Genomic DNA, 26,013 nt, shown 5'->3' with positions numbered 1-26,013 from the left:
AGATGTGTATAAGGGACAGGTCCCGCACCGCGGCCCGCTCGGCCGGGGTGGCCACCGGGAGCAGGTGACGCAGCAGGCTGCCGAAGCTGGCCGGCCAGAGCAGGCGGCGGACCAACCGTCCGGTGGGCCGGTCGATGCCGGTGGCGCCGGTGCCCCGGGCCAGCGCGGTCGGCGCCCCGGCCCGGGCGGGTTGCCGCCGGGCGGCCGAGACCGCGTCGTCGGGCCCGCTGGTCAGCGGCACGCCCAGCGCGGCGGCGACCAGGGCGGCGGCGGCTTCCGGCGCGGCGGCGGCCGTGGCGCTGTCACCGGTCGTCACCGGGGACGCCGTGGGGGTGGCCGCCGGGGTGGCGCTCCCGGTGTTGTTGGTCGGTTCGTCGGGGGCGAGGAAGGCGAGCCCGTCGGTGGCGGCGTGCGCCTCCAGCAGGCGGCTCAGCGCCCGGACGGTCCCGGTCGGTCCGGTTCTGGTGTCGAGTCCGAAGACGAGCAGCCGCTCCACCGGCTCCGGCTGGCCCTTGGCGTCGACGGGAACGGTGACGGTGAACGCCATGCCGGCGGCCACTGCGGTGGCGAAGTCGACGGTCCAACGCATCCCCGCGTCGACCGGGGGCGCCTCGTCCCCGCCGAAGGTCCCGGCGGCGTCGGCGGCCAGCGGGGTCGGCCCGACCGGCAGGTCCGGGGTGACGGTGCCCGACCCGCCGGTGAAGAGCTTGCCGCTGGCGGTGCGGCCGACCGCGTACCACTGGGTGGGCAGCAGCCGGGCCCGGGCCGGTTCGCACCACGGGCCGGGGCGGGTCAGCGGGTCGGGGAAGACGCCGGCGACCGGCTCCAGCACCCGGGCGATCCAGGCGGCGCGGGGCGCGCCGAAGCGGCGGACCAGGTCGCTCCAGGCGGCCTCGTCGGGCGTGCCGCCCGGTCCGCCCGGTTGCCCCTCACCCCAGTACGCGCGCCCGGCGGCGATCTCCTCGGCGGTCAGCCCCGGTTCGTGGTCGTCGACGTGGAGCTGGTCGGGGTAGACCCGGATCTTCAGGGCCGCGCCGGCGAACCGGGTCTCCAGGCGTACCGGCAGCATGACCGCCGGGGCGGCGGCGGTCAGCGTCCACGGGGTCTGGGTCAGCGCGCCGGACAGCGGCGGCCGGTCGGCGGCGTACGACGAGGTGCTCATCGGCTCTCCGGCGTCGGTAGCAGGTCGCTGGCGTGGCGGGCCAGGAGGACGGGGCGTTGCAGGACGGCCGACGCGGTGTCGGCGGCGTTGCGGCCCTGGCGGGCGGCGAAGACCACCGCGTCCGGCGCCGGCGGGTCGCCGGTGAGGTCCACGCCGAAGCGGGGCGCGGCGGGCTGCTCCCGGAGCAGGAAGAACCAGCCGGGGGGCCCGTCGGCCTGCCGGGCGGCGCCGCGGGCCGTTTCGGCGGTGCACGGGAAGCCGAACAGCAGCAGGTCGGGGGAGAGCCAGGCGTTGAAGATCGGCAGGACGTCCGGCCCGGTCGGGGTCCGTTCCTCCGGTCCGGTCCAGGTGGCGGCCCGCATGGTGACGATCGTGGACGGGTACCGGCGCAGCAGCTCGCCGCGGATGACCAGCACCAGCGACTGCTCGCCGGGAGCGCCGACGGCGGTCAGGTGGCTGCCCAGCGGCCCGTTGCGCCAGGCCGGGTCGGTCAGTGGCGGGATGTCGGTGAGCGGGGCCCCGGCGGACACGGCGCCGCGGACGTCCCAGAACTGCCGGAACCAGGTCTGCCGCGGGTCGGCGGGGAACTCCCGCCAGAGCATCTCCCGGCTCATCTCGTGGTTGAGCCCGACCAGGAACGCCTCGATGAAGCGCGGGTTGGCGGCCAGCGCGGTCATCGTCTCCGGGGCGACCGCCGGCAGGTTCGGCACCACGTGTTCCTGGGACAGCCCGCGCAGCAGCTCGTAGGCGGGCACGTCGAAGGTGACGCCGGCGAGCAGCCGGCGCAGCGGGTCGCCGCTGTCCGGCAGGGCGTCGACCAGGTCGCCGCCGCCGAGGGTGATCCCGGCCAGCACCTCACCGGCGACGGCGGTCTCGGGGCGTACCGTCTCGCGGACCGCCGCCGCGGCGGTGGCCAGGTCGACCGGGGCCGGGCGGTGGTCGCGGGCCAGGCCCTGCGCGGGGGCCAGCCGGTCCTGGTGGCGGGCGGCGGCGGCCATGAAGTCGTCGCCCATCTTCGCCCGGTCGGCGACCAGGTCGGCGCGCAGGTCGGCCACCGCGACGGAGCAGCCGCGGGCGGCGCCCGCGTCGGCGCCGCCGGTCGCGGTCACCGCCTCGCTCCAGCTCACCGGGACGCCGTTCGGGTCGAGGTCGAAGCCGGTCCGGTAGGTGACGGTGCCGCCGTTGCGGCGGGCCACCACCAGGTCGGGACGGCGGGTGCCGGTCACGTCGGCCACCGCCACGCCGGCCCCGTCCGCGCCGGCGGTCGCCGCCTCGTCCGGCACCGCCCGGGGTGCGGTCCAGCCGCCGACCACCCGGCCGCGCCGGTTGAGGCCACGCCCGGTGAGGTACCGGGCCACCGGCGTCCCGCCGAGCGTGCCGGTGGCGAACACCAACAGGTCGGGCACCTGGTCGCCGGTCATGTCGACCACCTCGACGCCCACCGCGCCGATCCGGTCCAGCTGCATCGGGGTGGGCAGCGAGTCGGTCCACCCGTCGTTGACCCGGCCGCTGTCGTCCAGCCGCCAGCCGATCCGGTAGTGGAGCCGGTTGTCGGTGCCGCCGGCCCGGCTCACCGCGTACGCGACGATCAGCTCGGGGCGGCCGTCACCGTCCAGGTCGGCCAGGGCCACGTCCAGCCCGGTGGCGTCCCCGCTGACCGGTTCGGGCAGCTCGTACGGTCCGCTCCAGCCGCCGGCCGCCGCGCTGTTCGCGTCCGCGTCCCGCCCGACCCAGTAGGCGATCCGGCAGGTGCCCGCCGTGGTCCCCGGCAGCAGGGCGGCGGTGACCAGGGTGGGGCGGCCGGTGGGGAGGACGGTGCCCAGGGTGGTGGCGGTGGCCCGGGCGACGACCGGGATCGCGGGCCCGTCCGCGGTCGGGGTCAGCGCGGCCTCCCGCACCGCCCCGTCGTCGCCGATGTGGTGCCCGACCTGCATCCGGGCCCGGCTGCCGGTGCCCTGGGTGACCGTGTGGGTGAAGACCAGCGAGGCGAGCAGCCCGACCTTCGGCGCGAACCGCACGTGCGCCGGCGCGGGCGCGTCGACCGGGCCTCCGCCGCGCGGGTCGAGGGGGGTGCCGTGGTCGATCCAGCCGATCGCCGGGTACGCCCAGCGGAACGAGGTGAGCCGCCCGTCGGCGGTGACGGCGAAGAGTTCCCCGTCGCGGGAGTCGCCGAGCAGTGGGCCGGGGCGGTGCTGGCCGAGCCCGCCGGCCGGGACGGCGGTGGTCACCGAGTCCCACGCCCAGTAGTAGCGCTCGTGCACGTCGTGGTACCACTGGAAGCGCCGCATCAGCCGGACGTCGGCGGGGTTGGTGGTGGACGCGGCGAGGGTGACGATCGCCAGCTCCTCCTCGTTGCCCAGCGGCGCGGCGTCCTGCGCCAGCGAGACCACCCGTCGGCCGTCCGGCGCCGGGTCGTGCAGGTACGTCGAGCCGTCGCCGAACAGCGACACCAGCCGCCCGTCGGGCGTGACGTACGAGATGCCGACCCGGCCCGCCGGATCCTGGTACGGGTGCTGGGCGGCGGGGGAACCCCAGACCGGGGGCGACCCGCTGCCGATCTGCCGCCACTGCCCGTCGTGGCCGAACAGGCGGTTGCCGGTGGTGGCGACCAGGACGCCGAGCAGGGACGGCCGCGGCGATCCCCACAGCCGTTCCGAGGCGCCGAGCGCCGGCGCGCCCAGCGACGTCCAGCCCCGGGTGCCCGGGTCGGAGCGCCACAGCGCGCCGTCGCCGCCGAGCAGGTGGATCAGGCCGTTCCCGACCACCGGCCGGCTGTGCACGCCGGTCGGTGGTGCGCCGCAGTCGTTCCACACCCACCGGTCGCCGTCCCAGCGCCGCTCGAAGAGCCGGCTGTCCCGGGTGCGGACGTACACCCGGTCGGGTGGCACGACGGCGCCGGAGGTCGCCACGGCCGTGTTCGGCGGGGTGCCGTGGTCCCGCCAGACCCAGACGCCGCCGAGGCGGCGTCGCTCGAACAGCCGGCCGTCGGCCGCGCCGACGAAGAACCGGTCCCCGTTGAGCAGGTCACCGCCGTTGGTGACCACGCGGGTCACCGGGTCGTCGGCGGCCAGCGCGGCGGTCGGTCCGGCGGCGGCCCGCAGGCTCGTGGCGCCGGTCTTCCACCACGGGTTCGCGGCCGCCTGCTCGATGACCGCCCGGGTCAGGTCGCCCACCCCGCGCCCGTCGCTGACCAGGGCGTCCAGCACGGCGCCGCCGGCCGGGACCCGCGCCGCGGGCACCGGGCTGGCGCCGTCGGCGAGCCGGCCCAGCGCCACCGTCGCGGCGTCGGCGTCGACCCGGCGGGCCAGCGGCCCGCGGGGTCGCAGCAACCGGCGCACCGGCGCCGAGGTGGCCGCCTTCGCACCCGGGTTGGCGTCCAGCCGCCGGTCCAGCGGGTCACCGCCGTCGGCGAGCAGTCCACGGCCGGCGTCCGGCACCTCGACCAGGTCGTGCACCGGCTGGGTCAGCGCGACGAGGCGGTCGTCGCCGACCGTGGCGCCGGGGGAGCCGGGGTCGACCCGGCGGGCGTACAGGGCGGTGGCGGTGTCCCGGGCGGCCTGCCCCCGGCGCAGCTGCTCGTTGGCCTCCCGGATCTCGGCGGCCCGCTGCCAGGCTGCCGCCGCCAGGTCCTCCTGGTGGCGCTGCACCACCTGGGTGCCGAGGGCCGCGGCCGCCCGGTACCGGGGGTCGAGGTTCAGCCCGGCCAGCCAGCGCGGCTCCACGCCGGGTGCGGGCAGCCGGGTCTCCTGGCTGTGGAGGTCGCCGTACAGCGGCGGGGTGAGCCGGTCCTGGGCGTGCTTCAGCAGCCCGGTCAGGGCGCTCTGCCACGCCTGGCGCACGTCGTCGGCCCAGACCGTCGGGGCCATCCCGGGAGCGGCGAGGGCCCCCTCGAAGCCCAGCACGGACCGGCCCTCGACGCCCTCGTCGGCGAGCTGCGGCAGGCCGCCGCCGGGGGCGGCGATGTCGACCGGCTGCCGGCCGACGTCGTCGGGGAGGGTCCGCGCCCGCAGCCGCCGGGCCAGCGACTCGAAGTCGCCGTCCGGGCCGGTGCGGAAGGTCCAGTGGTGGTAGGCGGGCAGCAGCACCTGGTCGTCCGGCCCGGGGTGCGCCGACGCCGGCCCCCAGGCCGGGGCGAGCGGCCCGGCGTCGTCGACCGGCTCGCCGAGGCCGGCCCGGACCCCGGCCTCGAACGCCGGCACCACCGCGGCCAGGTAGTCCGTGCCGGGGGCGAGCCGGCGTGGGCAGAGCAGCCGGGACAGGGTGCGTTCGGGCGCGGTCGCGATGACCGTCGCCACGTCCTCGCTCTCGGCGGTGACCAGCACCTGGGCGTGCGCCCAGGCCCACGACTCGGCCAGCGCGGGCAGCTGCCGCACGGTGGTGGCGAGCCGGGGCAGCGCCTGGCCCGGCTCGGTGCGCAGCTCCCCGCCCCCGTCGACGGGCACCACGACCAGGACCAACCACGGGCGTAGCGCGCCCCGGGGGTCGGGCCGGGCCGGGGTGTACAGCCAGGGCAGGTCGGGGCGGTCGAACTCGACGGCGGCGAGCAGCGACACCTCGACGTTCTCCGCGCCCGCTGCCGGGTAACTGCGGATGATCTCCTGCGGGTCGATGCCGACCACGTCGCCGGGGCCGTGCAGCAGCGCCGTGGAGGCCCCGGTGATCTGCCGGGTCTTGCCGTTCGCGGTCTCGGTGCCCAGCGCGGTGACGGTGAGGCTCACCGCCGCGCGGGCGCGCGGCAGGGCGCCGGTGAGGGGGTCGGTGTCGGGGACGACCCGGGCCACGCCGTCGCGTACCCAGGGCAGGAAACGCAGGCCACCCATGTCAGCGGACCTCCAGGTCGACGGCGGTGATCCGGGGGCGCGGGACGGTCACCCGGGCCCGGCGCAGCGTCCCGCTGCGCCGGCCGTCCGTCCGCGCGGTGTCGTCGGCCCCGCGGCGCGGCGCGGGAACGGTGGCGAAGCCGGCGCTCGCCGGCCCGGCGTCGGCGAGGCCCAGCGCGGGTCCGGTGAACCGGGCCGGGCCGGCCCGCCGGCTGCCGGCGAACGCGGCCGGCGAGGTGGCCGCGAACCGGGCGAGCAGGTCGCCCCCGCCGGCCAGCAGGCTTCGCTGTGCCGGCAGCGGTCGTCCGGCGGCGTCCGGGTCGTCGATGACGATCCGGTCGTACGCCGAGTCGTCGGCCAGGCCGGCGAAGGTGGTCAGGTCGGCCGCGGGCAGCGTGGTGTCCGCGGGCAGCGCGACCGTCCGCCCGGCCGCCAGCCGGACGAACCCGGGGGTGGTGAGCTGCTCCTCCGGCGACAGATCCCGGAACTGACCGGGCGCGAAGTCGTCCTCGACGACGTCGCCGAGCCGGCCGGCCAGCTTCTCGTCGCCCGCCCCGACGTCCACGGTGGTCAGCGTGAACCGGTTCGGCCCGCTGATCCGGGAGGTGCCCATCCGGGACAGGTCGGTGTCCAGCGGCAGCACGTTCTCCCGGACCGTCAGCAGCGCCCCGGGCTGCAGCAGCACCGGTCCGGCCCAGCCGGCCAGGTCCCGCAGCGTCACCGGCTCGCCGGCGGTGAGCGCCGGGCGGACCTCCCAGGCGTCCGGGGTGGACAGCGCCGCGCGCAGCGCCTCGCCGGCGTCGACGTACGTCGGCTCGTCCTCGGCGGCGGTCTTCCCGTCGGTCCAGGAGAACTTCGCCGACACCTCCCAGAACAGGAACTTGATCCGGGCCTCGCCCCAGGCCCGCCAGGGCCCGGGCCCGCTCACCCCGACGATCAGATTGATCGCCAGCAGCTCCTTGTCCTTGTACTTCAGCGACACCGTCGCGCCGATCTCGGCGGTGAACCAGAACGGCTTGAACTGGAACATCACGTCCAGCCAGGCCCGGCCGTCGATGACGAACCCGCCGCCCTCGAAGTGCAGCTTCAGCTCCGCCCCGAACTGCGCGGTGTTGCTGGTGACGGCGAGGTACGCCGTGAGGCCGAGGCCCTTGCCGGACTTCTGCAGCGCGATGGCGAACCGCTTGACGGGCGGGAACCCGGGCGGTGCCGGGTAACGGGGGTGGAAGCCGCCGATCGAGACGGCGAAGGTGCGGCCCTCGCCCCACCGGGCGCGCAGCGCCATCTCGCCGGAGACCGGGCGACCGAACAGCTTGGAGTCGATCAGCGCGGCGTCGACGCTGATCTCCCGGCGGGCGAAGTCCACGACCCCCGCCGAGTCGAGCCGGAACTTCCCGGCCTCCTTGAAGTCGATGACCAGCTTGCCCAGCAGCAGGATGCGCACCGGGTCGGGGAACTCCACCAGCACCGCGAGGTCGGCGACGACCTGCCCGCCGAGGAAGTTCAGCCGCACCATCGCCCCGAGGACGGTGCCGGTGGTGTCCACCGGGAAGATCCGGCTGAGGGTGGCGATCACGGCGGGCGCGTTGCCGACCGGGTCCTGCGGGAAGAGCAGGGCGTCCAGGGTGCCGGCGCGGGCGGCGTTGCGCACCTCCTCCGGGTTGGTCCGCCGGTTCCAGCCGACGACCAGTCCGAGCCCGGTGATGGAGATGCCCCAGAAGAGCATCAGCCCGGGGAACCACTCGTACGTGCCGGCCAGCAGCAGGGAGAAGGTGTGCGTGCCGTCGGCCTCGGCGAGCCGGCTGCCGTCCGGGTTGCGGATGTTGAGGATGGCGGTGGCCTGGAGCCGGAACCCCTTCATCGGGGCCAGCGGCGTGGTGGAGGTCATGCCGAGCTGGAGCACGCCGGCGTACATGCCGCGGGGCTCGTCGACGAAGAGGTAGCCACCGCCGGAGACGATGCCGTTGTCCATCCGCAGCCCGACCCCGTCCGGGCCCTTGAACTTCGGTCGCAGGTCGGCCGCGCCGAGGTTGCCGGCGCTGGCCTGCGCGCCGGATCCGGCCGGCAGGGCCGGCGGGAAGGTCAGGTCGGCGCTGACGCCGATGTTCTCCACCACGGCGTGCAGCGGACCCAGCGTGGCGTGGACGGTGGTGCTGATCACCAGGCTGAGCGCCCGGGTGCTGGTGGACGCCGTCAGCGCGATCCGCAGCCCCTGCACGCCGAGGCCGTGCCAGGACAGGTGCACCGGGTACTCGGCGGCCAGCGCCGCCGCGCCCGACAGGTGCAGGCCACCCCGCATCGACCAGGCCAGGCCGAGGTCGAGGCCGATCCGCAGCCCGTCGGCGGGCAGCAGCTTGCCGAGCAGCCCGTCGCCGTCGCCGGGGCGGACCACCAGCTCGGCCCGGCCGGCCTGGACGGTCAGCTCCACGTCGTCGCGGCCGGCGCCCAGGCTGGCCTTCCCGCCGAGGACGAGCTGCCCGATGGCGAGGTGGGTGCCGTTCGGGGAGCCGAAGATCCAGCCCGGCTGACCGGCCGGGGCGATCCGGGCGACCTCCGCCGCCCACGTCACCGCCGCCGCGTCGCCGCTGAACGTCACGCCCGCGCTGTTGACCGCGATGGCCGGCCCGGCGCCGCTGAGGTCGGTGGCGACGTTCCACGCCCCGATCGAGCCCTCCAGGTGGGCCTGGCCGGTGGGCGCGAGGATCACCGTGAGCCGGCCGTCCCAACTGGCCAGGCCGAGGGTGACGCCGACGCCGAAGGTCGGCGTCCACGGTGCCAGGCCGGCGCCGGGCGGCGCCGCCCCGCCCGGGGTGCGCAGGCCGCTGAAGCGCAGCCGCAGCAGGCTGTCGGCGAGCCGGCGGCCCACCTCGCCCTGGTCCGGGCCGACGCCGGGGCGTACGCCCTGGTCGGCGTCGAGGCCCAGGGCCCGCAGCGCCCGGGCCAGCCGGGGCAGCAGCCGCGCGGACAGCTCGGCGACGCCCTCCGGCGTCTCCCAGCCGGCCGGGGCGTAGCGCTCGCGGAAGTAGCCGCCGGGGTCGTGGACCAGGTCGACCACGCGTTCCAGGTGCAGCTCGTCGCGGCGGCGGGGAAGCCGGATCGGCGCGTCCCCGGGCGGCATCGGCGCGCTGGGCTGGCTGGCGGCCGCCGGGTCGACCAGGCCGAGCAGGTCGAGCACCGGGATCGACCAGGGTGCCCGGCGCAGCAGGTAGGTCAGCACCAGCAGGTCGACCAGGTCGTCGGCGAGTTCCGCGGGCAGGCCGGGCACGTCCGGCAGCCCGTTCTGCACGCTCGGCAGCGCGCCGATCTGCCCGAACACCTTCCCGATCGCCTCGCCGAGGGTGCGCAGCCCGTCGAGGCTGTCCAGCTTCGCATCGTTGCGGACCACCGCCACCGCGGCCAGCGCCTCCCCGACGGTGGCTGCCCACTCCTCGAAGCGGGCGGCGTCGAAGCCGCTGACCGCCTCCAGGTCCCAGCCGAGGGCGCGCATCAACCGGGCCCGCCGCCACGGGTCGTACGCGGCCAGCACCGGCTCGGCGAGCAGCCGGACCTCGTCCCACAGCAGCGCGAGTGCGTTCTTGCCGTCAGTCATCGCACATCCCGTCCTTCCGTGCCGCCCGGCCGTCCGCCGGTCACGCGGTCACCCGCGGCAGGTCGCTCAGGTCCAGCCGCAGCGAGCCGCGGGCGGCGGAGAGGGTCCGCTCGGCCGCCGGCAGGGTCGCCACGGGCAGCGTGTAACGGTGCCCGGCCGGCCAGGTCGGCCAGCCGACGGTCGAGCCGAGCGCGGTGGCCACCGGGGCGTCGGCCGCCACGACCTGCCGGATGGCGGTGACCAGGGCGGCCTCGTGCGCGTCGGTCCAGCCGGTGGGTGGCCCGCCGAAGTCCGGGCCGAGCGCCTTCGCCTTGCTCAGCACCAGGTGCAGCTCGGTGGCGGCCCGCGGCCGGCTGCGGAACTCCGCCGTCTCCGCGCGGGAGGTGGGCGGCCCGACCGCGACGAGCTGGTGCGCCCGGTACTGCTGCCAGCAGGCGAGCAGCGCCGCCGATCGCTCCGAGGTGAACACGTCCCCGATCCGGGCCCGGCGGGGTTTGCCGTCGGCGCCCGGCACGTCCGGTACGCCGGGCGTGATCGCCGGGTCCGGCGAGTCCCAGTCGGTCACGAGGAGGTCGTGCAGCCGCTGGCGGGCGAACGCCCACATCCCCCGCCGAACGCCGTCGTGGGCGCGCAGGGCCAGCGCGTACCGGTGCATCCAGTGCCAGGAGCGCAACCCGAGCAGTTCCAGGGTGGTGCCGATGCCGTCGCGGGCCGCGCCGGTGGAGTCGGTCTGCGCGGGTCGGGCGCGCAGCACCCGCAGGTCGGCGAAGAGCAGGCCCGCCCCGTCGCGCCCCCAGCCGGGGACGGCGTTCACCCCGCCCTGCCCGCCGAGCGCGTCGTACGCGTCCCGGTCGGTGGCCCGCAGGTAGGCCAGGTACGCCCAGAGCTCGCCCGGTTCGGCGTTGATGTCCGGCCGCGGTGGCAGGGTGGTCGGGGCGACCTGCGGCCCGTGCGCCCGCCAGCCGAAGGGGCCGAGCCGGAGCACCGCCGGATCGTCGGCCGCGACGGCGTCCAGCCAGCCTCCCGCGGCCTCGGGCACGTGGTTCTCGGCGGCCGCCCGGAGGACCTTGAAGGTGGAGAGCTGCCGGGCGGCCCGGGCGCCGGCGTCCCCACCACCGGCGATGGCGGTGGCCAGGTCGGTCAGCGTGGGGCCGGTGACGTGCCCCTGCGCCCGGGGCAGGACCGCCTCCGGCAGCAGCTCCGACTCGGCGTCGAGGACCGGCCCGCTCCACTCGGCGTCGACGGCGTGCGCCCGGTACGCACCCAGCCGGATCAGCTCCGGGTGCCCGGCGGGGGCGCTCCCCGCGCCGGCCGGCCGGCCGGTGACCACCCGTGAGTAGAGCCGCTGGTCGGCGGCGGTGACCTGGTCGAAGATCCAGACGTTGGGTTGGTCCAGCCGCTGCGGGCTGTCCCCGGCGACCTGCCACGACTCGACCACCACCGGGCAGCGCCACCGCTTGTCCAGCCAGTGCTTGACCGCCACCTGGGTGGCGAGATCCGCCACCCCGCTGATCGGCCCGAGGTAGCGCTCGGACTCCGGCACGTCGACCGGTTGCAGCCGGTCGGAGTACCGGGGGGCGGTGGAGCCGGCGGGCTCGACGGCGGTCCGCTCCCGCCGGGCGTACGCCTGGAACTCGCGCACCGCCCAGTAGGTGAGGATGCCGTACTCGCCGTCGGTCTCCTCGGGGGTGAGGAAGCCCAGCGTCGCCAGGTCGTGCTGGAGCCGGCTCACCCACCGGTCGGTGACCAGGGTCGCCGGGCGGTCCACCCCGTCGTACCGGGCCTTGGCGGTGGCCGTGGCGTCGTGGTCGTCGGGCCGCAGCACGAAACCGCCGTACGGGGCGACGGTGGTCAGCGAGCAGCCGAAGGAGAGGTCGACGGTGTACGTGGTCAGCGCGGCGGCGCGTTGCTCCCCGGGCAGCTGCCACCAGAGCCGCTGGGTGGCGGACTTGCACTCCCCGGCGGGCCAGTCGAAGGTGATCTCGCCGAGGTTGTTGCGCCCGACGATCTCCTTGCCGTTGCCCCACGATCCCTTGTAGTGGTCCAGGTTCCGGGCCGCCGCCAGGTACTGGGCGAGGGCCTGGTCGCGGGGCAGGCCGGCGGGGTCCAGCACCGACTCCGGCGTCCCGTCGCGGCGCACCGTCGGGTCGGCCTCGTCGTGCCGGAGGAACTGCACGTACACGTTCCACTCGGGCTGCCGGCCGAGCACCTTGAGCGCGTCGTAGTCGCTGACCGCCGGGCGACCCGATACCCACCAGCCGGTCACGTCGTCGGCGGCGACGGCCACCTGCACTCCGGCCTGCATCCGCTGCCCCTCCTTGTCGGGCAGCTCGTTGGCCCAGCCGACCAGGTCGATCCGGCCGGTCACGTCGAGCAGCGGCACGTAGCCGACGTCGTGCAGCAGCCGGGTCTTGAAGTCCTCGTTGCGGAACGCGCTGGCCACGAAGCCGGCGAGCACGCCCTCGGTGCGGTTGACCCCCTCGTAGGGTTTCGCCGGGTCGGGCCCGCAGGCGTAGGGGAGGGTGGCCGAGTAGCGGATACGTTCGGCGGATCCGAAGTGGATGTCGCCGCCGAGCAGCACCAGTCGCCGGCGCCGCACGCCGTCGGGCCCCGGGGGCGCCGCGGCGAAGAGCCGGGCCAGGATCTTGTGTACGGCGGCGTCGCTGGCCACCCAGGCGTCCTCTGCGTCGGCGGTCCACCGCCCGGCGGTCGCGTTGGCGATCGGCTGGGCGAGCTGTTCCAGCACCGGCACGCCGAACAGGGCGACGGGTTGGGCGATCACCGTGACCGCGTCGTCGCCGAGCACCCCGCCGCCGGTGAGCATCTCGTTGAGCGGCTGGTCGTCCAGGAGCAGGCCGCCGGGGTGTTCGGGCCCGGCCGGGTACTGCCGCCAGGTGCGGGTGTCCAGCGCGACCAGCTGGTAGCGAGGCCAGGTGACGGTGTAGTGGTAGGTCAGGGCTCCCGCCGGCCGGGTCAGCCGCCCCTCGTTGGTGACCGCCGTCGGCAGGCCGAGCCGGGTGCGCAGCGTCAGGTCGTCCGCGTCGTTCGCGCCGGCCGACCAGCCGCGCAGGGCCGCCAGCGCCGTCCGCCCGGGCTCCCCTGCCGAGCCGGTCTCGGCGTACCGGTCCGGGGTGTTCCCCCAGGCCTGGAAGACCACGAAGGCGGCCATCGCGTTGCGGACGATCCGTCGGCCGAGCGGGGACTTGACCACCGCGTCGTCGACCCAGGTCCGGGTCATGTTCCAGTCGTCGGTGACCTCGTGGTCGTCGGGCACCATGTACGTCGCCACGTTGGCCAGTTGCCGGCGCACCGCGGCCAGCCCGAGGCGGAACGTGCGCAGCGCGATCGCCTGCTGCTGCCAGCGCTCGTACCGCTCGATGATCTCCTTCTGCTGCGCGCTCGGCGTGTAGGCCCGCCCGGCCAGCATCAGGTCGTACACCGTCTCGCCGGGCCGGCGGTCCTGCGGGTCCTTGAGGATCCGGGTGTCGGCGGCGAGGACGTGCTCGAAGGTCGGCCAGCTCTGCGGCCACAGCACATCCGACCAGGCCATCAGGTACACGCACAGGTACTCGCGCAGGGACATCAGGTGGCTGTCGGCCGCGCCGGAGGTGAACTTCGCGTCCCGCTCCATCGTGGTGGCCCGCTTCCCGGGCAGGTACGTCGCGTCGGTCGGCGGCGAGCTGGTGCCGACCGGCATCGCCTCGGGTGGGAGGCCGAGCCGGGCGGCCACCCCCTGGTACGCGGGCACCGCGGGGTCGCTGCCGGTGGCGGGCAGGGCGTCGTGGCCGTGGACCAGGCCGAGCAGCGGGTCGGCCACGTCGTCGGCGTAGATCTGGTCGCCGCCGAGGACGAGCTGGTGGGGACGGTGCACCGGGTCCCCGCCGGCGGCGGCGATGATCGGGTCGAGGATGGGGAAGGCATCCGGGCCCTCGCCGTGCGGCTTGCGGCACGACCCGTGGAAGATGCGCAGCTGGTTGGGGTCGGTCGGCGGGGTGACGAAGGTTGGCACGGCGGGGACGGCGGCCGGCGCCTGTGGGTGCCCCTGGTAGGTCAGCGCGGCCCGGGCGGCCGCCGCGTCGGCGGCCACCACGTCGGCGTCGAAGAGGCTGCCCGCGCTCGCCCCGCCGGAGAAGGCCAGGTCGTAGCCGTAGAGGGTGCCGGGGGCGAGGGTGATCCCGGTGGCGGTCACCGCGACGACGTGGAGGCGGTCGGCGAGCCGTACCGTCGTCCGGCTGCCGGTGCCGACGCTCGCGGCGCGGGCGAATCCGGGGGCCGGGCCGAGCGCGAAGACGGTCAGCGTCACGGTGCACTCGGCGCGGAGGGCGACGAACACCGTGACGCTGGTCGGGTCGACGCGGCGCACGATCGGACCGCAGAGGACGAGCGGTAGGCCGGTCGGAGCGTTCATGTGGTGTCCCTTCGCCCTCGGCGACGACCGTTGTAGACCTCGATTGAAGTCACTGCGCCGCGCGCCGACTACCGGCGCAACAGCGCGAACGTTCGGCCTTGCCGGGTGACAACCATCGAATCGACGACGGGTGGCCCGATCCGACCGGGCGGGCTGAACGTCTACTCAGGCTTTTCCGGTGACGGGGACCCGACGCGCCACTTGCCCCGGCCAACCGCCTCGCGGTAGAGCCCTTCGGCAGCGGTGACCGCGCGACAACGCGAAGACCCGCACCGAGATGGCTCGGTGCGGGTCTTCGGAGGTTCGGTCTGCGGGCCGGGACGGGTCAGTAGACGGTCACGCCGTACGCGCTGGCCGCCTCGGTGACCGGCTGGAAGAACGTCGTACCGCCGGACCGGCAGTCGCCGCTGCCGCCGGAGGTGATGCCGAGCGCCTTGGTGCCGTCGTAGAGCGGGCCGCCGGAGTCACCGGGCTCGGCGCAGACGGTGGTCTGGATCATGCCCTTGACGGTGCCGCTGCCCACGTAGCGGACCGTGACGTTGAGGGCGGTCACCGTGCCGCTGTGGGTGCCGGTGGTGGACCCGGTGCGCTTGACCGCCTCGCCGACGAACGCGTTGGCGGCGGTGTAGCCGCCGGGGTGGGTCAGCGAGGTGTTGTCGTAGCGGACGAGGGCGTAGTCGTTGCCCGGGAAGCTGGAGCTGATCGTCGGGCCGATCAGGGTCTTCTGCCCGGAGTCGGTGTACCACGTGTTGGCGACGTCGCCGCAGTGCCCGGCGGTCAGGAAGTAGTAGACGCCGGACTTGACCACGTTGAAGCCCAGCGAGCAGCGGTAGCCGCCGCCGTAGATGGCGTTGCCGGCGGACAGCATCGGGCGGAAGACGCCACGGGCCCGCTCGATCCGGATCGCCCCGGCGTTGCCGCCGGCGCTCTTCTTGATGGTGGCGAGTTCGGCGGCGGACACCGAGTCGTCCGCGGTCACCACCACGCGGCCGGAGGCCGCGTCGACGCGCCAGGCGATGCCCTCGACACCGGACGCCTGCACGGCGGTGTCGGCCTGGGCGAGCTGGCTGGCGCTCCAGCTCTGCGGGGCGGCCGAGGCGGCGCTCGGCACGGTGAACGCGCCGACGGCGACCAGGCCGACGGCGGCGGCGAGCAGTGGGGTGAGCCGGCCGGGGGTGTGTCGGATTCTCACGGTCTCCTCCTCGGAGGGCGGCGGGCGACCGGTGCGGGCGGGGCCCATGAGGCGTCGCGGTGGTCTCGGCTCGGGGTGTTGACCTCGGCGAACGTGGTAGCCGCGAGTATCTACCAGCGTCGATTCATCCGCAAGGGGCCCACCGGCGGTGGCCGGTCCGCGACTAGGGTGTCCGCGGGGAGGTACGCAATGACGTTGCAGATGACCGGGGCCGCGCGCCCACCCGTCCGCGCCACCGACGGGGGCCTCCGGTGAGCCGGACCGCCGACCCCCACCTCGCCGCGCTGGTCGCGGCGCTCCCCGGCGCCGTCGCGACCCGGGCGGCGGACCGGCTGCGGCTGGCCCACGACGCGTCGCACTACCTGCTGCACCCGCGAGCGGTGGTCACCCCGGCCGACGCCGACCAGGTCGCGGCCCTGCTGCGGCACAGCCGTCGCAGCGGTACGCCGTTGACCTTCCGTTCCGGCGGGACCAGCCTCAGCGGGCAGGCCGTCACCGACCAGCTCCTCGTCGACACCCGCCGGCACTTCCGCGAGCTGACCGTCCTCGACGACGGCCGGCGGGTCCGGGTGCAGCCCGGCGTCGTGCTGCGCCAGGTCAACAACCGGCTCGCCCCGTACGGCCGCAAGCTCGGCCCCGACCCGGCCAGCGAGTCCGCCTGCACCATCGGCGGCGTCGTCGCCAACAACTCCAGCGGGATGACCTGCGGCACCGAGTTCAACACCTACCGGACGCTGGAGTCGCTGCTGCTGGTGCTGCCCAGCGGGACCGTCCTGGACACCGGCGCCCCGGACGCCGACGAGCGGCTGCGGGCCACCGAGCCGGAGCTGCACGCCGGCCTGCTGCGGTTGCGCGACCGGGTCCGCGGCAACCCCGACTCGGTCCGCCGGGTGCGGGCCCAGTACGCCATGAAGAACACCATGGGCTACGGGGTGAACGCCTTCCTCGACCACGACTCGCCCAGCGAGCTGCTGACCCGGCTGGTGGTGGGCAGCGAGGGCACCCTCGCCTTCGTCGCGGCGGCGACCTTCCGCACCGTACCGGTGCGCCGGCACGCCGCGACCGGCCTGCTCGTCTTCGACGACCTGGCCCGGGCGATGGCCGCGATGCCGGCGCTGGTCGCCGCCGGCCCGGCGGCGGTCGAGCTGCTCGACGCCGCCGCGCTGCGGGTCGCCCAGCTCGACCCGCAGGCGGACGCCGCACTGCGCGGCCTGGCCGTCCGGGAGCACGCCGCGCTGCTGGTCGAGTGGCAGGAGGCCGACCCCGACGCGCTCGCCGACCGGGTTGACGCGGCCCGGCCGGTGCTCGCCGACCTGCCGCTGTCCGCCCCGGCCCGGCTCAGCGGCGAGGCGGCGGCCCGGGCCGCCCTCTGGCACATCCGCAAGGGCCTGTACGCGGCCGTCGCCGGGGCCCGGCCGTCCGGCACCACCGCCCTGCTGGAGGACATCGCCGTACCGGTGGACGCCCTCGCCGAGACCTGCGCCGAACTCGCCGACCTCTTCGCCCGGCACCGCTACGAGGAGAGCGTCATCTTCGGGCACGCCAAGGACGGCAACCTGCACTTCATGCTCAACGAGCGGTTCTCCGGCGGCGAGGCGCCGGAGCGCTACGCCGCGTTCACCGAGGAGATGGTGGACGCCGTCCTGGCCCACGGCGGCACGCTGAAGGCCGAGCACGGCACCGGCCGGGTGATGGCGCCGTACGTCCGCCGGCAGTTCGGCGACGAGCTCTACGCGGTGATGCGCGAGCTGAAGACGCTCTGCGACCCCGACGGCGTGCTCAACCCCGGCGTGCTGCTCAGCGACGACCCCGACGTCCACCTGCGGCACCTGAAGACCGTGCCGACCGTCGAGCCGGAGGTGGACCGCTGCGTCGAGTGCGGCTACTGCGAGCCGGTCTGCCCCAGCCGGGATCTCACCACCACGCCCCGGCAGCGGATCGTGCTGCGCCGGGAGATCGCCGCCGCGCAGGCCGACGGCGACGAACGGCTGGCCCGCGAACTCCAGGACGACTACGACTACGACGCGGTCGACACCTGTGCGGTCGACGGCATGTGTGCCACCGCCTGCCCGGTCCTGATCAACACGGGTGACCTGGTGAAGCGGCTGCGCGCCGAGCGCAACGGCGGCCTCGCCCAGGCCGGCTGGCGGGGCGCCGCCACCCGCTGGGGCGCCGCCACCCGCGGCATGGCCCGGGGCCTGGACCTGGCCGGCAGCCTGCCGCCGGCGCTGCCCGAGACGGCCACCCGGGCCGCCCGGGCCGTCCTCGGCGCCGAGCGGGTCCCGCAGTGGCGGCGGGACCTGCCCCGGGGCGGCGAGGTCCGACACCCCAACCCGGTCGACGACCCGGACGCGGTGTTCGTCCCGTCCTGCCTGGGCACCCTGTTCGCGCCGGCCGAGGGCGGCCCGGGCGTGGCCGCCGCGCTGCTCACCCTCGCCGAGCGCGCCGGGGTCCGGCTGCTCGTCCCCGACGGCATCGCCGCCGTCTGCTGCGGCACGCCCTGGTCCTCCAAGGGCCTCATCGCCGGCTACCAGGCCGTCCGCGACCGGGTGTCGCCCGCGCTGCGGGCGGCCAGCCACGACGGCACGCTGCCCGTGGTCAGCGACGCCGCGTCCTGCACGGAGGGCTTCGCGAAGCTGGTGGCCGACGGCGGCGACGCGGTGGGCGTGGTCGACGCCGTCGCGTACGCCGCAACCGCGCTGCTGCCCCGGTTGACCGTCCGGCGCCGGCTCGGCTCCCTCGCCCTGCACCCGACCTGCTCGTCGACCCGGCTGGGGCTCGACGAGGCGCTGCTCGCCGTGGCCCGGGCGGTCGCCGACGAGGTGGTGGTGCCCGACGGCTGGCAGTGCTGCGGCTTCGCCGGCGACCGGGGCCTGCTGCACCCCGAGCTGACCGCCGCCGCGACCCGCGCGGAGGCCCGTGCGGTGTCGGAGCGGGCCTTCGACGGGTACGCCTCGGTCAACCGCACCTGCGAGATCGGGATGGCCCGGGCCACCGGCCAGCCGTACCGTCACCTGCTCGAGCTGCTCGAGGAGGCGACCCGCTGATGGGCGCCGCCCGCCGGCGGCTCAGAGCGGCCGGGTCAGCTCCGCGAGGATCTCGGCCGCCGGTGCGGCCCGCGCGGCCCGCCAACCGGTGCCGGCCCAGAGGTGCACCCGATCGGCGTCACCGGCTTGGGCGGCGGCGCGCCGCAGCGGCCGGGTCAGGTAATGCAGCGCCGGGTAGCCCAGCGGCGCGTCCGCCTCGTACCGGTCGATGAAGTCGTTGCGCAGCCCGCGCGCCGGCCGTCCGGTGAACGCCCGGGTGACCACGGTCCGGTCCCGGCGCGGGTCGGTCAGCGCCGCCCGGTGAGTAGGGCTCGTGCCGCTCTCGTCGGCCCGGAGCAGGAGCGTGCCGACCAGGACGCCGATGGCCCCGGCGGCCAGCGCCGCCCGGACGTCCGCCGCCCCGGCCACGCCGCCGGCGGCGAGCACGGGCAGGCCGGTACGGGCGACGACCGGGCCGACCAGCTCGGCGAGGGGCCGGACGGGTGTTGGGGAGCCCGGGGTGAAGGTGCCGTAGTGGCCCCCGGCGTGTCCGCTCTGGGCGACCAGCCCGTCCGCGCCGAGTTCCGCCGCCGCCGCGGCCTCCGCCGGATCGGTCACCGTCACCAGCACCCGGCTCCCGGCGCGCCGTAGGTCCCAGAGCACCGTCGCGGGCGGCAGCCCGAAGGTGAAGCTGACCACCGGCACCGGATCGCGGACCAGCAGCGCGATCTTTTCCGCCCAGTGGTCGTCGTCCTCGGTCCGCGGGGCCGCCGCCAGGTCGAGGCCGTACGGTCGGCCCTCGTCGGCGATGCGGGCGGCGTAGCGGCGGAACGCGGCGTCGTCGACGGGCACCGGGGTCGGTACGAACACGTTGACGCCGAATGGGAGTCCGGTGGCCCGGGCCGTGGCGATCTCCGCCGCCACCGCCTCCGGCGGCTGGTAGCCGGCCGGCAGGAAGGCGAACCCGCCCGCGGATCCCACCGCCGCCACCAGTCGGGTGGTGGTGGGTCCGCCCGCCATCGGCGCGGCGACCACCGGCAGCTCCACGCCGAGAAGCGCTCTCCGATCAGTGTCCACCGACCCAGTCTGCCAAGGCCGGGCGCGGTCCGGGTGCCGGTGCCCCCGGACGGCGGATCTCCGGCGCCGACGGGACCGCCGGTCTATGCGCCCACGTCACCGCATGACCCCCGGCTCAACCCGCCTGGATGGACAGGGCCAGGTCGGTGAAGGACGTGGCGCCCGCACCGGCCACCCCGTACGCGGTGAAGGCGGCGTCCTTGGTCAGGCCCACCACGAAGCGCGGGGCGGTCTGCGCGGTGGTGCCCGTCGTCGAGGTGGACACGCCGGCACCGGCCAGGTCGAGCGCCGCGTCGCGCAGCGCGTACGAGCCGAAGACGTCGGCGGTCGGTGTCGCCGCGGCGCGGGCGGCCGGAACCACCGGGGTGCTGGCGACGCTCTTGCCGACCTGCCAGCGGTCGGGGTCGTAGGTGTCGCCGTCGGTGAGGTAACTCCAGCGCACGCGGCTGATCGACCAGTACCCGCCGGTCTGCCCGACCTGAGCCGCGCGCAGGTCGAGGATCGACACCCCGTTGGTGCCGACGATCCGGGCGGACTCGTCGGCGGTGCCGGCCCCGGTGACGATCAGGGCGGTGTCCTCACCGACCCCGTACACCCGGTCGTGGCCGGTGTCGGCGGCCAGCCGGATCGACCGGCCGGTCCGGCCACGTGCGTCGAAGTGGGTGTCCACCAGGCCGGAACCGACGAGGCCGAAGCCGCCGGCCGGCCAGTAACCGAGGATCTGGTCGTCGTCGTAGTAGCCCGCTCGGGAGCCGTCGCGGACGCCGTGGTAGCTCAGCCCGCCCGTGATCATGTCGGTGCCCGCGAGGATCTGCATGCCCGCGCTGGTGCCGGCGACGGGGGCGCCGGCGAGGAAGCGCTCGCGGATCGCGTGCAGCACGGCGCCGTCCGAGCCGTCGGAGTGGATCATCGACTGCACGTAGCGGAACTGGTCGCCGCCGGTGAAGAAGAACCCGGTCATGGAGGCCGCCAGGGCGGCGTACGACGGGTCGTCGCCGCTGCCGTCCTTCTTCGTGGTCACCGGGATCCAGGTGGCCTCGTCGGCGCCGTACCGCTCCAGGACCTTGACCACCGCGTTGGCGCTCGAGTGCGGCACCGCCGAGGACGCGCTGAGCACCCCGATGCGCGCCCCCGCGCCACCGGCTCGGCGGACGAACTCGCCGTAGACGGCGCTGTTGTCGTCGGCGAGCGCGCCGCCGATCAGCAGCACCGCCCCGGGACCCGTGGTCTGCGCCACGGCCCCCGCCGTGGCGGGGGAGGAGGGCACGGTCGCCGCGGTGACGGCGACGACCAGCGCGGTGAGCAGCGACAGGAACTTCCTCGGACGGCCCATGGCGCCGACGCTAGACAGTCGGGCGAGCGGGCGTCAAGGAAGGTAAATGTGCCGATGCGATCCGGCGGGCGGACGACGCGGGCCGAGGCGGACATTTCTGCCCGCCTCGGCGTCACTACTGCTGCGTCACCGTTTCACCTGCTGCTTGGCTTGCTGCGGCGCCATGCCCTTGTCGACCTTGTTGAGCGCCTTGCGCAGCTCGCCCTCGGTCATCTTGGAGTTGCCCTCGATGCCCGCTTTGTGGGCCTGCTGACGCAGATCGTGAAGTTGCTCCCGACCACTCATTTGCCCACCTCCGTCGTACTCGATCCGAGCCCTGCGCTTACCCGCGACGGCGCCGGACCAACGTCCCGCGGCAAGGCGGTGGCCGGCAAGTCGAATGCGGCCCGGGCGGGCTCAGCCGGCCTGGACGGAGCCGGCAGGTGGGCCCCCTCTCACTGGGAGGAGGCCCACCGCCTGCGTAGGAGGGGTCAGCTGGGCGCCCCCACGGCCGAGGGCAGGATGTCCACGTCGTCCTTGTTGACGAACATGATCCGGTGGCCGAACTGGATCTGCACGTACCGCATCTTGCCGCGGATCACTGTCCAGTCACCTGGGAAGGTGCCGGCGAAGGTGTAGGCCTTGTAGAACTCGCTGGGCGCGACAAGGCCGACCGCGTACCGCTCCCCGGCGGACAGCGTGTACTGCAGCGGCCGGAGGGTCTGGTACGGCACGCCAGCCGGGTAGGCCGCCTCCTCCGGATAGGCCCGCCCGTACACCGGGATCGTGGCCCTGCCCGGCTTGGGCGTCACCACGAAGCCGGTCGCCCACTTCGCCACCGGCGCGGAGGTCGGGTTGTAGAACCACGCCTTTTGGCCGAGGTACCAGATGGCCGTCCAGGCACCCTGCCGGTCAGCGACGGCATAACTCTGGCCTGCGGACGCCCGAGCGCCGTGGTCCGAGACCTCCATCGTGGACGGTGAACCGTCCTCGTGCAGGCCGGCGTCCTTGACCAGCGGCGCGTCCTGGCTGGGCGCGCTGTGCAGGATCACCGATGACGAGCCGCGCAGCGGGCAGGGCTCGCTGGTCGGCATGTTGTTCTCGTCCAGCTGGCAGCCCCAGAATGCCGGGCGGTTGCTGGCGAACTCCGGGTCCATGGTGACCAGCCCGGTGGCCGGCGTGCCGGTGCTGCGGAACGGCGCCCCCAGCAGGTCGAAGTAGTGCGACCAGTCCCAGTACGGGCCCGGATCCCAGTGCATGCCCCGGACGGTCGACGGGATGGTGCCGGGCACGTTGTCGTGGCCGATGATGTGCTGCCGGTCCAGCGGAATGTCGAACTTCTTCGCGAGGTAGCCCACGAGCTTCGCCGACGTGCGGTACATCGTCTCGGTGTACCAGGTGCCCTTGCGTGCGAAGCCCTCGTGCTCGATGCCAATGGACTTGCTGTTGACGTACCAGTTGCCGGCCTGCCAGGCGACGTCCTTGGTCTTGACGTGCTGCGCGGTGTGGCCGTCGCTCGAGCGCATGGTGTAGTGCCAGCTCACGTACGCCGGATCCTGCACCAGTTCCAGCGTCCGGACGTAGGTCTCCTCGGTGTCGTGGATGACGATGTACTCGATCTTCTGCCGGGCCGGCCGGTCGGACAGGTCGTGGTTGCCGTAGTACTCCGGGTCCGTCCCGTCGCCGAGCAGTTGGTACGGCGCCGGGATCCACTCGCAGGCCAGCTCCGCCGGGCATTCCACGCCGTCGGCCCGGGCCACGGTGCGTAGGCCCAACTTGTCGAGCCAGGGCTTCTGCGGCGTCACCTTCCGGGCGGCGAGGGTGACGCGCTGCCCGTCATCGGTGGTCCGGGCCGCGCCGGTCCGGATCGTCGCGTACACCTCGTCGGCGAAGGTCGCTGCGGAGTCGGTGCTGTCGGAGCCGGAATACCGGGCCACCGCGCCGTACCAGGCGGCGGGGTCGGTGCCGGCGCCGACCGGGGCGCCGATCTCCTTCTGGTACGACGCCAGCAGTGCGGCGCCGCCGCGGATGTTGGTCGCCGGGTCGGACCTGAGCGCGTCCTCACCGCTGCCGGTGACCGTCGCGGCGGCATCCAGGGTCTGCAGCGCCGCCTCGGCCGGCGGGTTGGGCGCGGGTTCCGCGGCCTGGATCCGGGTTCGGGAGTCGTCGCCGCGCGGGTCCTCCTCGGGGCCGAAGTGGCTGGGCTCGCCCAGGCTGTTGACGTACGTCGCGTCGGTGAGGTGCATCGGGCCGTACCCCGCGCTGGTGCTGGGGGTGCCGGCGTTGGTGTCCCAGCGGGACTCGAGGTACGAGACCGCGAGCAGGACGGACTCGGGGACGCCGTACTCGGCGGCGGCCGCGGCGTATTGCTGTTGTCGTGTGTCGGGGGTCGGGTTCGCCGCGGGCGCGGGGCCGACCGGCACGAGCGTCGCGGCGCCGACCAGCGCGGTGCTGAGCAGGATCCGCCTGCCTATGGGGGCTTTTGATGGGGGCATGGAACCTCCGTTCGGGGGTGGCTCAGTGGTCACCCTCGCCCCGGCGGTCCGTCATGTCAACAGGTTCCGATCGGCCGTATCACGGCGTAAGAAACCTTCAGCAGTGGGCCGACATCCGGCCAGGTCGCTGACCGGATGTCGGCCCACCGGGGCCCGGCGGATCTCAGCCGGCGGTGGTCGAGGCCAGGTAGCGCTCGGCGGCGTCCGGCGTCATGAACCACTCCTGGAAGTCGTTCGGGTCGCTGAAGCCGTTGGCGAACCGCCGGGCGATCGCCGGGTTGCCCGCGGCGGCCCCCAGGATCTGCTGCACGTGCGGCGGCAGCGGCTGCAACATCGCGTTGGTCCAGCCGGTGACCGCCTGGCCGGCGCCGGACCAGAACCGCTCGAAGGTCTGCCCCATCCACTCCCGGTCGAACGGCCGATCCCCGCGCTCCAGGATGGACCCCAGGTAGGAGTGGGCGCACTTGGCGGCGGTGTTGCTGCCCTGACCGGTGATCGGGTCGTTGGCCACCACCACGTCGGCCATGCCCAGCACGACCCCGCCCGAGGGCAGTTCGGCCACCGGGCGGCGCACCGTCGGCGTGTACCGGCCGGAGAGGGTGGCCCGGCCGTCGGTCAACTCCACGTCGGCGCACCGCTCGTAGATCCACGGGGTGTACCGGCGGGTCAGGTCGAGGGTCAGCTTGAGGTGCTCGGCCGGGTCGCGCCGCTCGGCCCACAGGTCCAGCGGCCCGCCGGGCACCGCCTCCCAGAACAGGATCTCGCAGGGGCCGGAGTGGGTCAGCCCCGGGATGACGAACAACTCACCCAGCCCCGGCACGGCGTTGAAGCTCACGTGGGGCACCGGCCACAGCGGATCCGGGGTCATGCCATGCACGTACGCCACGGCCAGCCCCCGCTGCGGCGCGTCGTACACCGACCGCTGCGGGTCCCGGTCGAAGACGCCCACGAGGTCGCCCTTGCCGGCGGCGACGACGGTCAGGTCGTACCGGCCGAGCCGGGTCAGCCCGTCCAGGTCGGCGGTGGTCACCGTCTGGTAGAGCACGGTCCCGCCGCGCTGTTCGAACAGTTCCAGCCAGGCCGCCATCTTCACCCGCTGGTCGACGCTCTGCGCCGGCTCGTCCAGCGGGCACGGGATCCGCAGCGCCCGCTCGCCGGGCGGGGCGGACAGCGAGACGTGCAGCCCCTCGATCTGGGGTGCCCGGTCCTGCCACAGGTCCAGCCCGTACCGGCGTTCGGTTCCCAGCGCGTTGCCGAACATCGCCTGGGTGCTCATCACCCAGCCGCGGCGGATCTCGTCCGGCGTACGGGCGGACATGACGGTCACGTCGTAGCCCTCGGCGAGCAGGCTCAGGGCGAGCTGGAGCCCGGACTGTCCGGCCCCGACGACAAGGATCTTGCGCATTTGTCTCCTCCAGGTTGAGCTACCGTGCCGCGAGCGCGCCCGCGGTGGGCCGGGCGGTGCGGGACATGGTGTGTTCCACGACCACCAGCAGCGCCCGCGCCACCGACGACGGGTCGCGGGCGTCGCAGGCGATCAGGGGCACGCTGGCGGGGACCGAGAGCGCTTCGCGAACCTCCTCGAGCGGGTGGTGCAGCACCCCGTCGAACAGGTTCACGCAGACCACGAACGGCAGGTCGCTGTCCTGCTCGAAGTAGTTGATCGCCGGGAACGAGGCGGCCAGGTTCCGCGTGTCGGCGAGCACCAGCGCGCCGACCGCGCCCCGGCACAGGTCGTCCCACATCGGCCAGAACCGGGGCTGGCCCGGCGTGCCGAACAGGTACAGCACGAGGTCGGGGCCGATGGTCAGCCGGCCGAAGTCCATCGCCACGGTCGTGGTCTTCTTGTCGATCCCCGGGTCCATCCGGTCGACGGTTTCGCTGGCCGCGGTCATCCACGCCTCGGTGTTGATCGGCGCGATCTCCGAAATGGACCCGACGCAGGTGGTCTTGCCGACGCCGAAGCCGCCCGCGATGACGATCTTCGCCGAGGTCAGCGGCGGCGTGTCAGGCAAGCTTGCGGAGGCCATCGCGCAGTCTCTCCAGGAGGCGGAAGTCGACATTGTCGTGGTCGGTGTGGATCAGCAGCCGGTCGGTGGCGGCCAGGTCGTCGACGACCACCCGAGTGACACCCAGCGACATCCCGCAGACCGCGGAGAGTTCGGCCACCGAGCGCGCCGACCCGCGGGCCTGCTCGTACAGCGTCCGGGTCTCGGGCAGCAGACCCGAGGCGAAGACGGCGTCGTAGTACGGCACCGACACCAGGGTGTGGACGAGCAGTGGCCGTCGGGTGCGGGTGCGTCCGGCGGTCAGCACGTACGGCCGCACCTTCCAGTACGTCATCGGCATGATCTAGCTCCTTCGGCCCGTCAGCGGGGCTGACTGGCGGTCATCCGGTGCAGCTCGTGGCGGACCTGCGGGGTGAGGGCGTGCCACACCGCGCCGACGAACTGGGTCATCCGGTAGGAGACGACCCGCAGGTCGCAGCCGGGGGCCGCGGCTACCGCCAGGCCCGCCGACTCGCCGACCCGCATGAACAGCAGGTGCCCCCGCGGCAGCCGTACGGTGAGGTACTCGGACGAGCCGAGGTCCAGCAGGGCCGCGCTGCGGTCGGCCATGCTGAGCAGGCCGGCGGTCAGCGCGGAGAGCTGGTCGCCGAGGTCGCGGTGCACGCCGCGGGAGGCGGCGAGCTGGAGGCCGTCCAACGACACCAGCATCGCGTGGGTGACCCCGGGTACGTCCTCGGCGAACTGACGGATCAGCCAGGCGCAGTCCGGCAGTCCCTGGCCGGTGGTCGCCGTGGCGTTGCCGTGTGCGTGGGTCATCGCTGCTGTCCTTCGTCGCTGGTGGTCCGGGCGTCGCTGACCCCGGCGGCGAAGGCCGCCGTCTCGTCCGGCCACGCCTCGGGTGGGGATCCGGCGCCGGGGTCGGC

At 74.9% G+C, this 26,013-nt stretch carries 13 protein-coding genes and 1 pseudogene; 1 reads left to right on the top strand and 13 read right to left on the bottom strand.

Annotated elements, in window-relative coordinates; all coding sequences use genetic code 11:
• From DKT69_RS19840 to DKT69_RS19815, 5 genes and pseudogenes are all read right to left on the bottom strand, one after another.
• Nucleotides 1–1,162 (bottom strand): annotated as a pseudogene (locus tag DKT69_RS19840) (hypothetical protein); the annotation flags it as partial.
• The gene (locus tag DKT69_RS19835; protein WP_109803020.1) at nt 1,159–5,982 is read right to left on the bottom strand and encodes a hypothetical protein; all 4,824 of its coding nucleotides are present in this window, start codon (nt 5,980–5,982) and stop codon (nt 1,159–1,161) included. The gene DKT69_RS19835 and the pseudogene DKT69_RS19840, both read right to left, overlap by 4 nt.
• A 1-nt stretch (nt 5,983) precedes the next feature.
• Nucleotides 5,984–9,571, bottom strand: a complete 3,588-nt coding sequence (locus DKT69_RS19830; protein WP_109803019.1) for a DUF6603 domain-containing protein — start codon at nt 9,569–9,571, stop codon at nt 5,984–5,986.
• 40 nt (nt 9,572–9,611) lie between these two features.
• The gene (locus DKT69_RS19825; protein WP_149998634.1) at nt 9,612–13,979 is read right to left on the bottom strand and encodes a peptidoglycan-binding domain-containing protein; all 4,368 of its coding nucleotides are present in this window, start codon (nt 13,977–13,979) and stop codon (nt 9,612–9,614) included.
• Nucleotides 13,980–14,304: 325 nt separating this feature from the next.
• Nucleotides 14,305–15,171, bottom strand: coding sequence for a S1 family peptidase (locus tag DKT69_RS19815; protein WP_236648106.1), 867 nt, complete (start codon nt 15,169–15,171; stop codon nt 14,305–14,307).
• A 251-nt stretch (nt 15,172–15,422) separates the two neighbouring features.
• On the opposite strand from DKT69_RS19815, the gene DKT69_RS19805 reads away from it, so the two are divergent.
• Entirely contained in the window at nt 15,423–18,218 is a 2,796-nt protein-coding gene (locus tag DKT69_RS19805) for an FAD-binding and (Fe-S)-binding domain-containing protein (RefSeq protein ID WP_109803014.1), read from the top strand.
• Nucleotides 18,219–18,239: 21 nt separating this feature from the next.
• On the opposite strand, the gene DKT69_RS19800 is transcribed toward DKT69_RS19805, so the two are convergent.
• The 8 genes from DKT69_RS19800 to DKT69_RS19770 all read right to left on the bottom strand — a co-directional run bounded on the left by DKT69_RS19800 (nt 18,240) and on the right by DKT69_RS19770 (nt 25,906).
• Complete coding sequence (locus DKT69_RS19800) at nt 18,240–19,274, bottom strand: nitronate monooxygenase (protein ID WP_236648105.1); 1,035 nt, start codon at nt 19,272–19,274, stop codon at nt 18,240–18,242.
• Nucleotides 19,275–19,389: 115 nt separating this feature from the next.
• The gene (locus tag DKT69_RS19795) at nt 19,390–20,607 is read right to left on the bottom strand and encodes a cyanophycinase (protein WP_109803013.1); all 1,218 of its coding nucleotides are present in this window, start codon (nt 20,605–20,607) and stop codon (nt 19,390–19,392) included.
• Nucleotides 20,608–20,733: 126 nt separating this feature from the next.
• The gene (locus DKT69_RS38410; RefSeq protein WP_161557895.1) at nt 20,734–20,892 is read right to left on the bottom strand and encodes a hypothetical protein; all 159 of its coding nucleotides are present in this window, start codon (nt 20,890–20,892) and stop codon (nt 20,734–20,736) included.
• A 185-nt stretch (nt 20,893–21,077) separates the two neighbouring features.
• Nucleotides 21,078–23,081: an N-acetylmuramoyl-L-alanine amidase gene (locus DKT69_RS19790; protein WP_109803012.1), complete on the bottom strand. Its 2,004-nt coding sequence runs from the start codon at nt 23,079–23,081 to the stop codon at nt 21,078–21,080.
• A 163-nt stretch (nt 23,082–23,244) separates the two neighbouring features.
• A complete protein-coding gene (locus DKT69_RS19785; RefSeq protein WP_109803011.1) occupies nt 23,245–24,486 on the bottom strand; it encodes a styrene monooxygenase/indole monooxygenase family protein in 1,242 nt (413 codons plus the stop codon).
• 19 nt (nt 24,487–24,505) lie between these two features.
• Nucleotides 24,506–25,111, bottom strand: a complete 606-nt coding sequence (locus DKT69_RS19780; RefSeq protein WP_201749745.1) for a GTP-binding protein — start codon at nt 25,109–25,111, stop codon at nt 24,506–24,508.
• Nucleotides 25,089–25,430 (bottom strand): DUF742 domain-containing protein, encoded by a 342-nt coding sequence (locus DKT69_RS19775; protein ID WP_109803010.1) that lies wholly within the window; start codon nt 25,428–25,430, stop codon nt 25,089–25,091. Before DKT69_RS19775 ends, DKT69_RS19780 begins: the two co-directional genes overlap by 23 nt.
• Before the next feature lie 20 nt (nt 25,431–25,450).
• Nucleotides 25,451–25,906 (bottom strand): roadblock/LC7 domain-containing protein, encoded by a 456-nt coding sequence (locus tag DKT69_RS19770; RefSeq protein ID WP_109803009.1) that lies wholly within the window; start codon nt 25,904–25,906, stop codon nt 25,451–25,453.
• Between the last annotated feature and the right edge of the window lie 107 nt (nt 25,907–26,013).

The sequence above is a fragment of the Micromonospora sicca genome, assembly GCF_003172935.1.
GTDB classification, from domain to species: domain Bacteria; phylum Actinomycetota; class Actinomycetes; order Mycobacteriales; family Micromonosporaceae; genus Micromonospora; species Micromonospora sicca.
The sequence above is the reverse complement of the archived record's forward strand: the minus strand, read 5'-3'. Positions and strand labels throughout refer to the sequence as shown.

Coding starts and splice junctions, on each gene's coding strand:
- DKT69_RS19790 (WP_109803012.1), bottom strand. CDS start 23,081: ATGCCCCCATCAAAAGCCCCCATAGGCAGGCGGATCCTGCTCAGCACC.
- DKT69_RS19830 (WP_109803019.1), bottom strand. CDS start 9,571: ATGACTGACGGCAAGAACGCACTCGCGCTGCTGTGGGACGAGGTCCGG.
- DKT69_RS19775 (WP_109803010.1), bottom strand. CDS start 25,430: ATGCCGATGACGTACTGGAAGGTGCGGCCGTACGTGCTGACCGCCGGA.
- DKT69_RS38410 (WP_161557895.1), bottom strand. CDS start 20,892: ATGAGTGGTCGGGAGCAACTTCACGATCTGCGTCAGCAGGCCCACAAA.
- DKT69_RS19835 (WP_109803020.1), bottom strand. CDS start 5,982: ATGGGTGGCCTGCGTTTCCTGCCCTGGGTACGCGACGGCGTGGCCCGG.
- DKT69_RS19795 (WP_109803013.1), bottom strand. CDS start 20,607: ATGGGCCGTCCGAGGAAGTTCCTGTCGCTGCTCACCGCGCTGGTCGTC.
- DKT69_RS19825 (WP_149998634.1), bottom strand. CDS start 13,979: ATGAACGCTCCGACCGGCCTACCGCTCGTCCTCTGCGGTCCGATCGTG.
- DKT69_RS19770 (WP_109803009.1), bottom strand. CDS start 25,906: ATGACCCACGCACACGGCAACGCCACGGCGACCACCGGCCAGGGACTG.
- DKT69_RS19785 (WP_109803011.1), bottom strand. CDS start 24,486: ATGCGCAAGATCCTTGTCGTCGGGGCCGGACAGTCCGGGCTCCAGCTC.
- DKT69_RS19780 (WP_201749745.1), bottom strand. CDS start 25,111: ATGGCCTCCGCAAGCTTGCCTGACACGCCGCCGCTGACCTCGGCGAAG.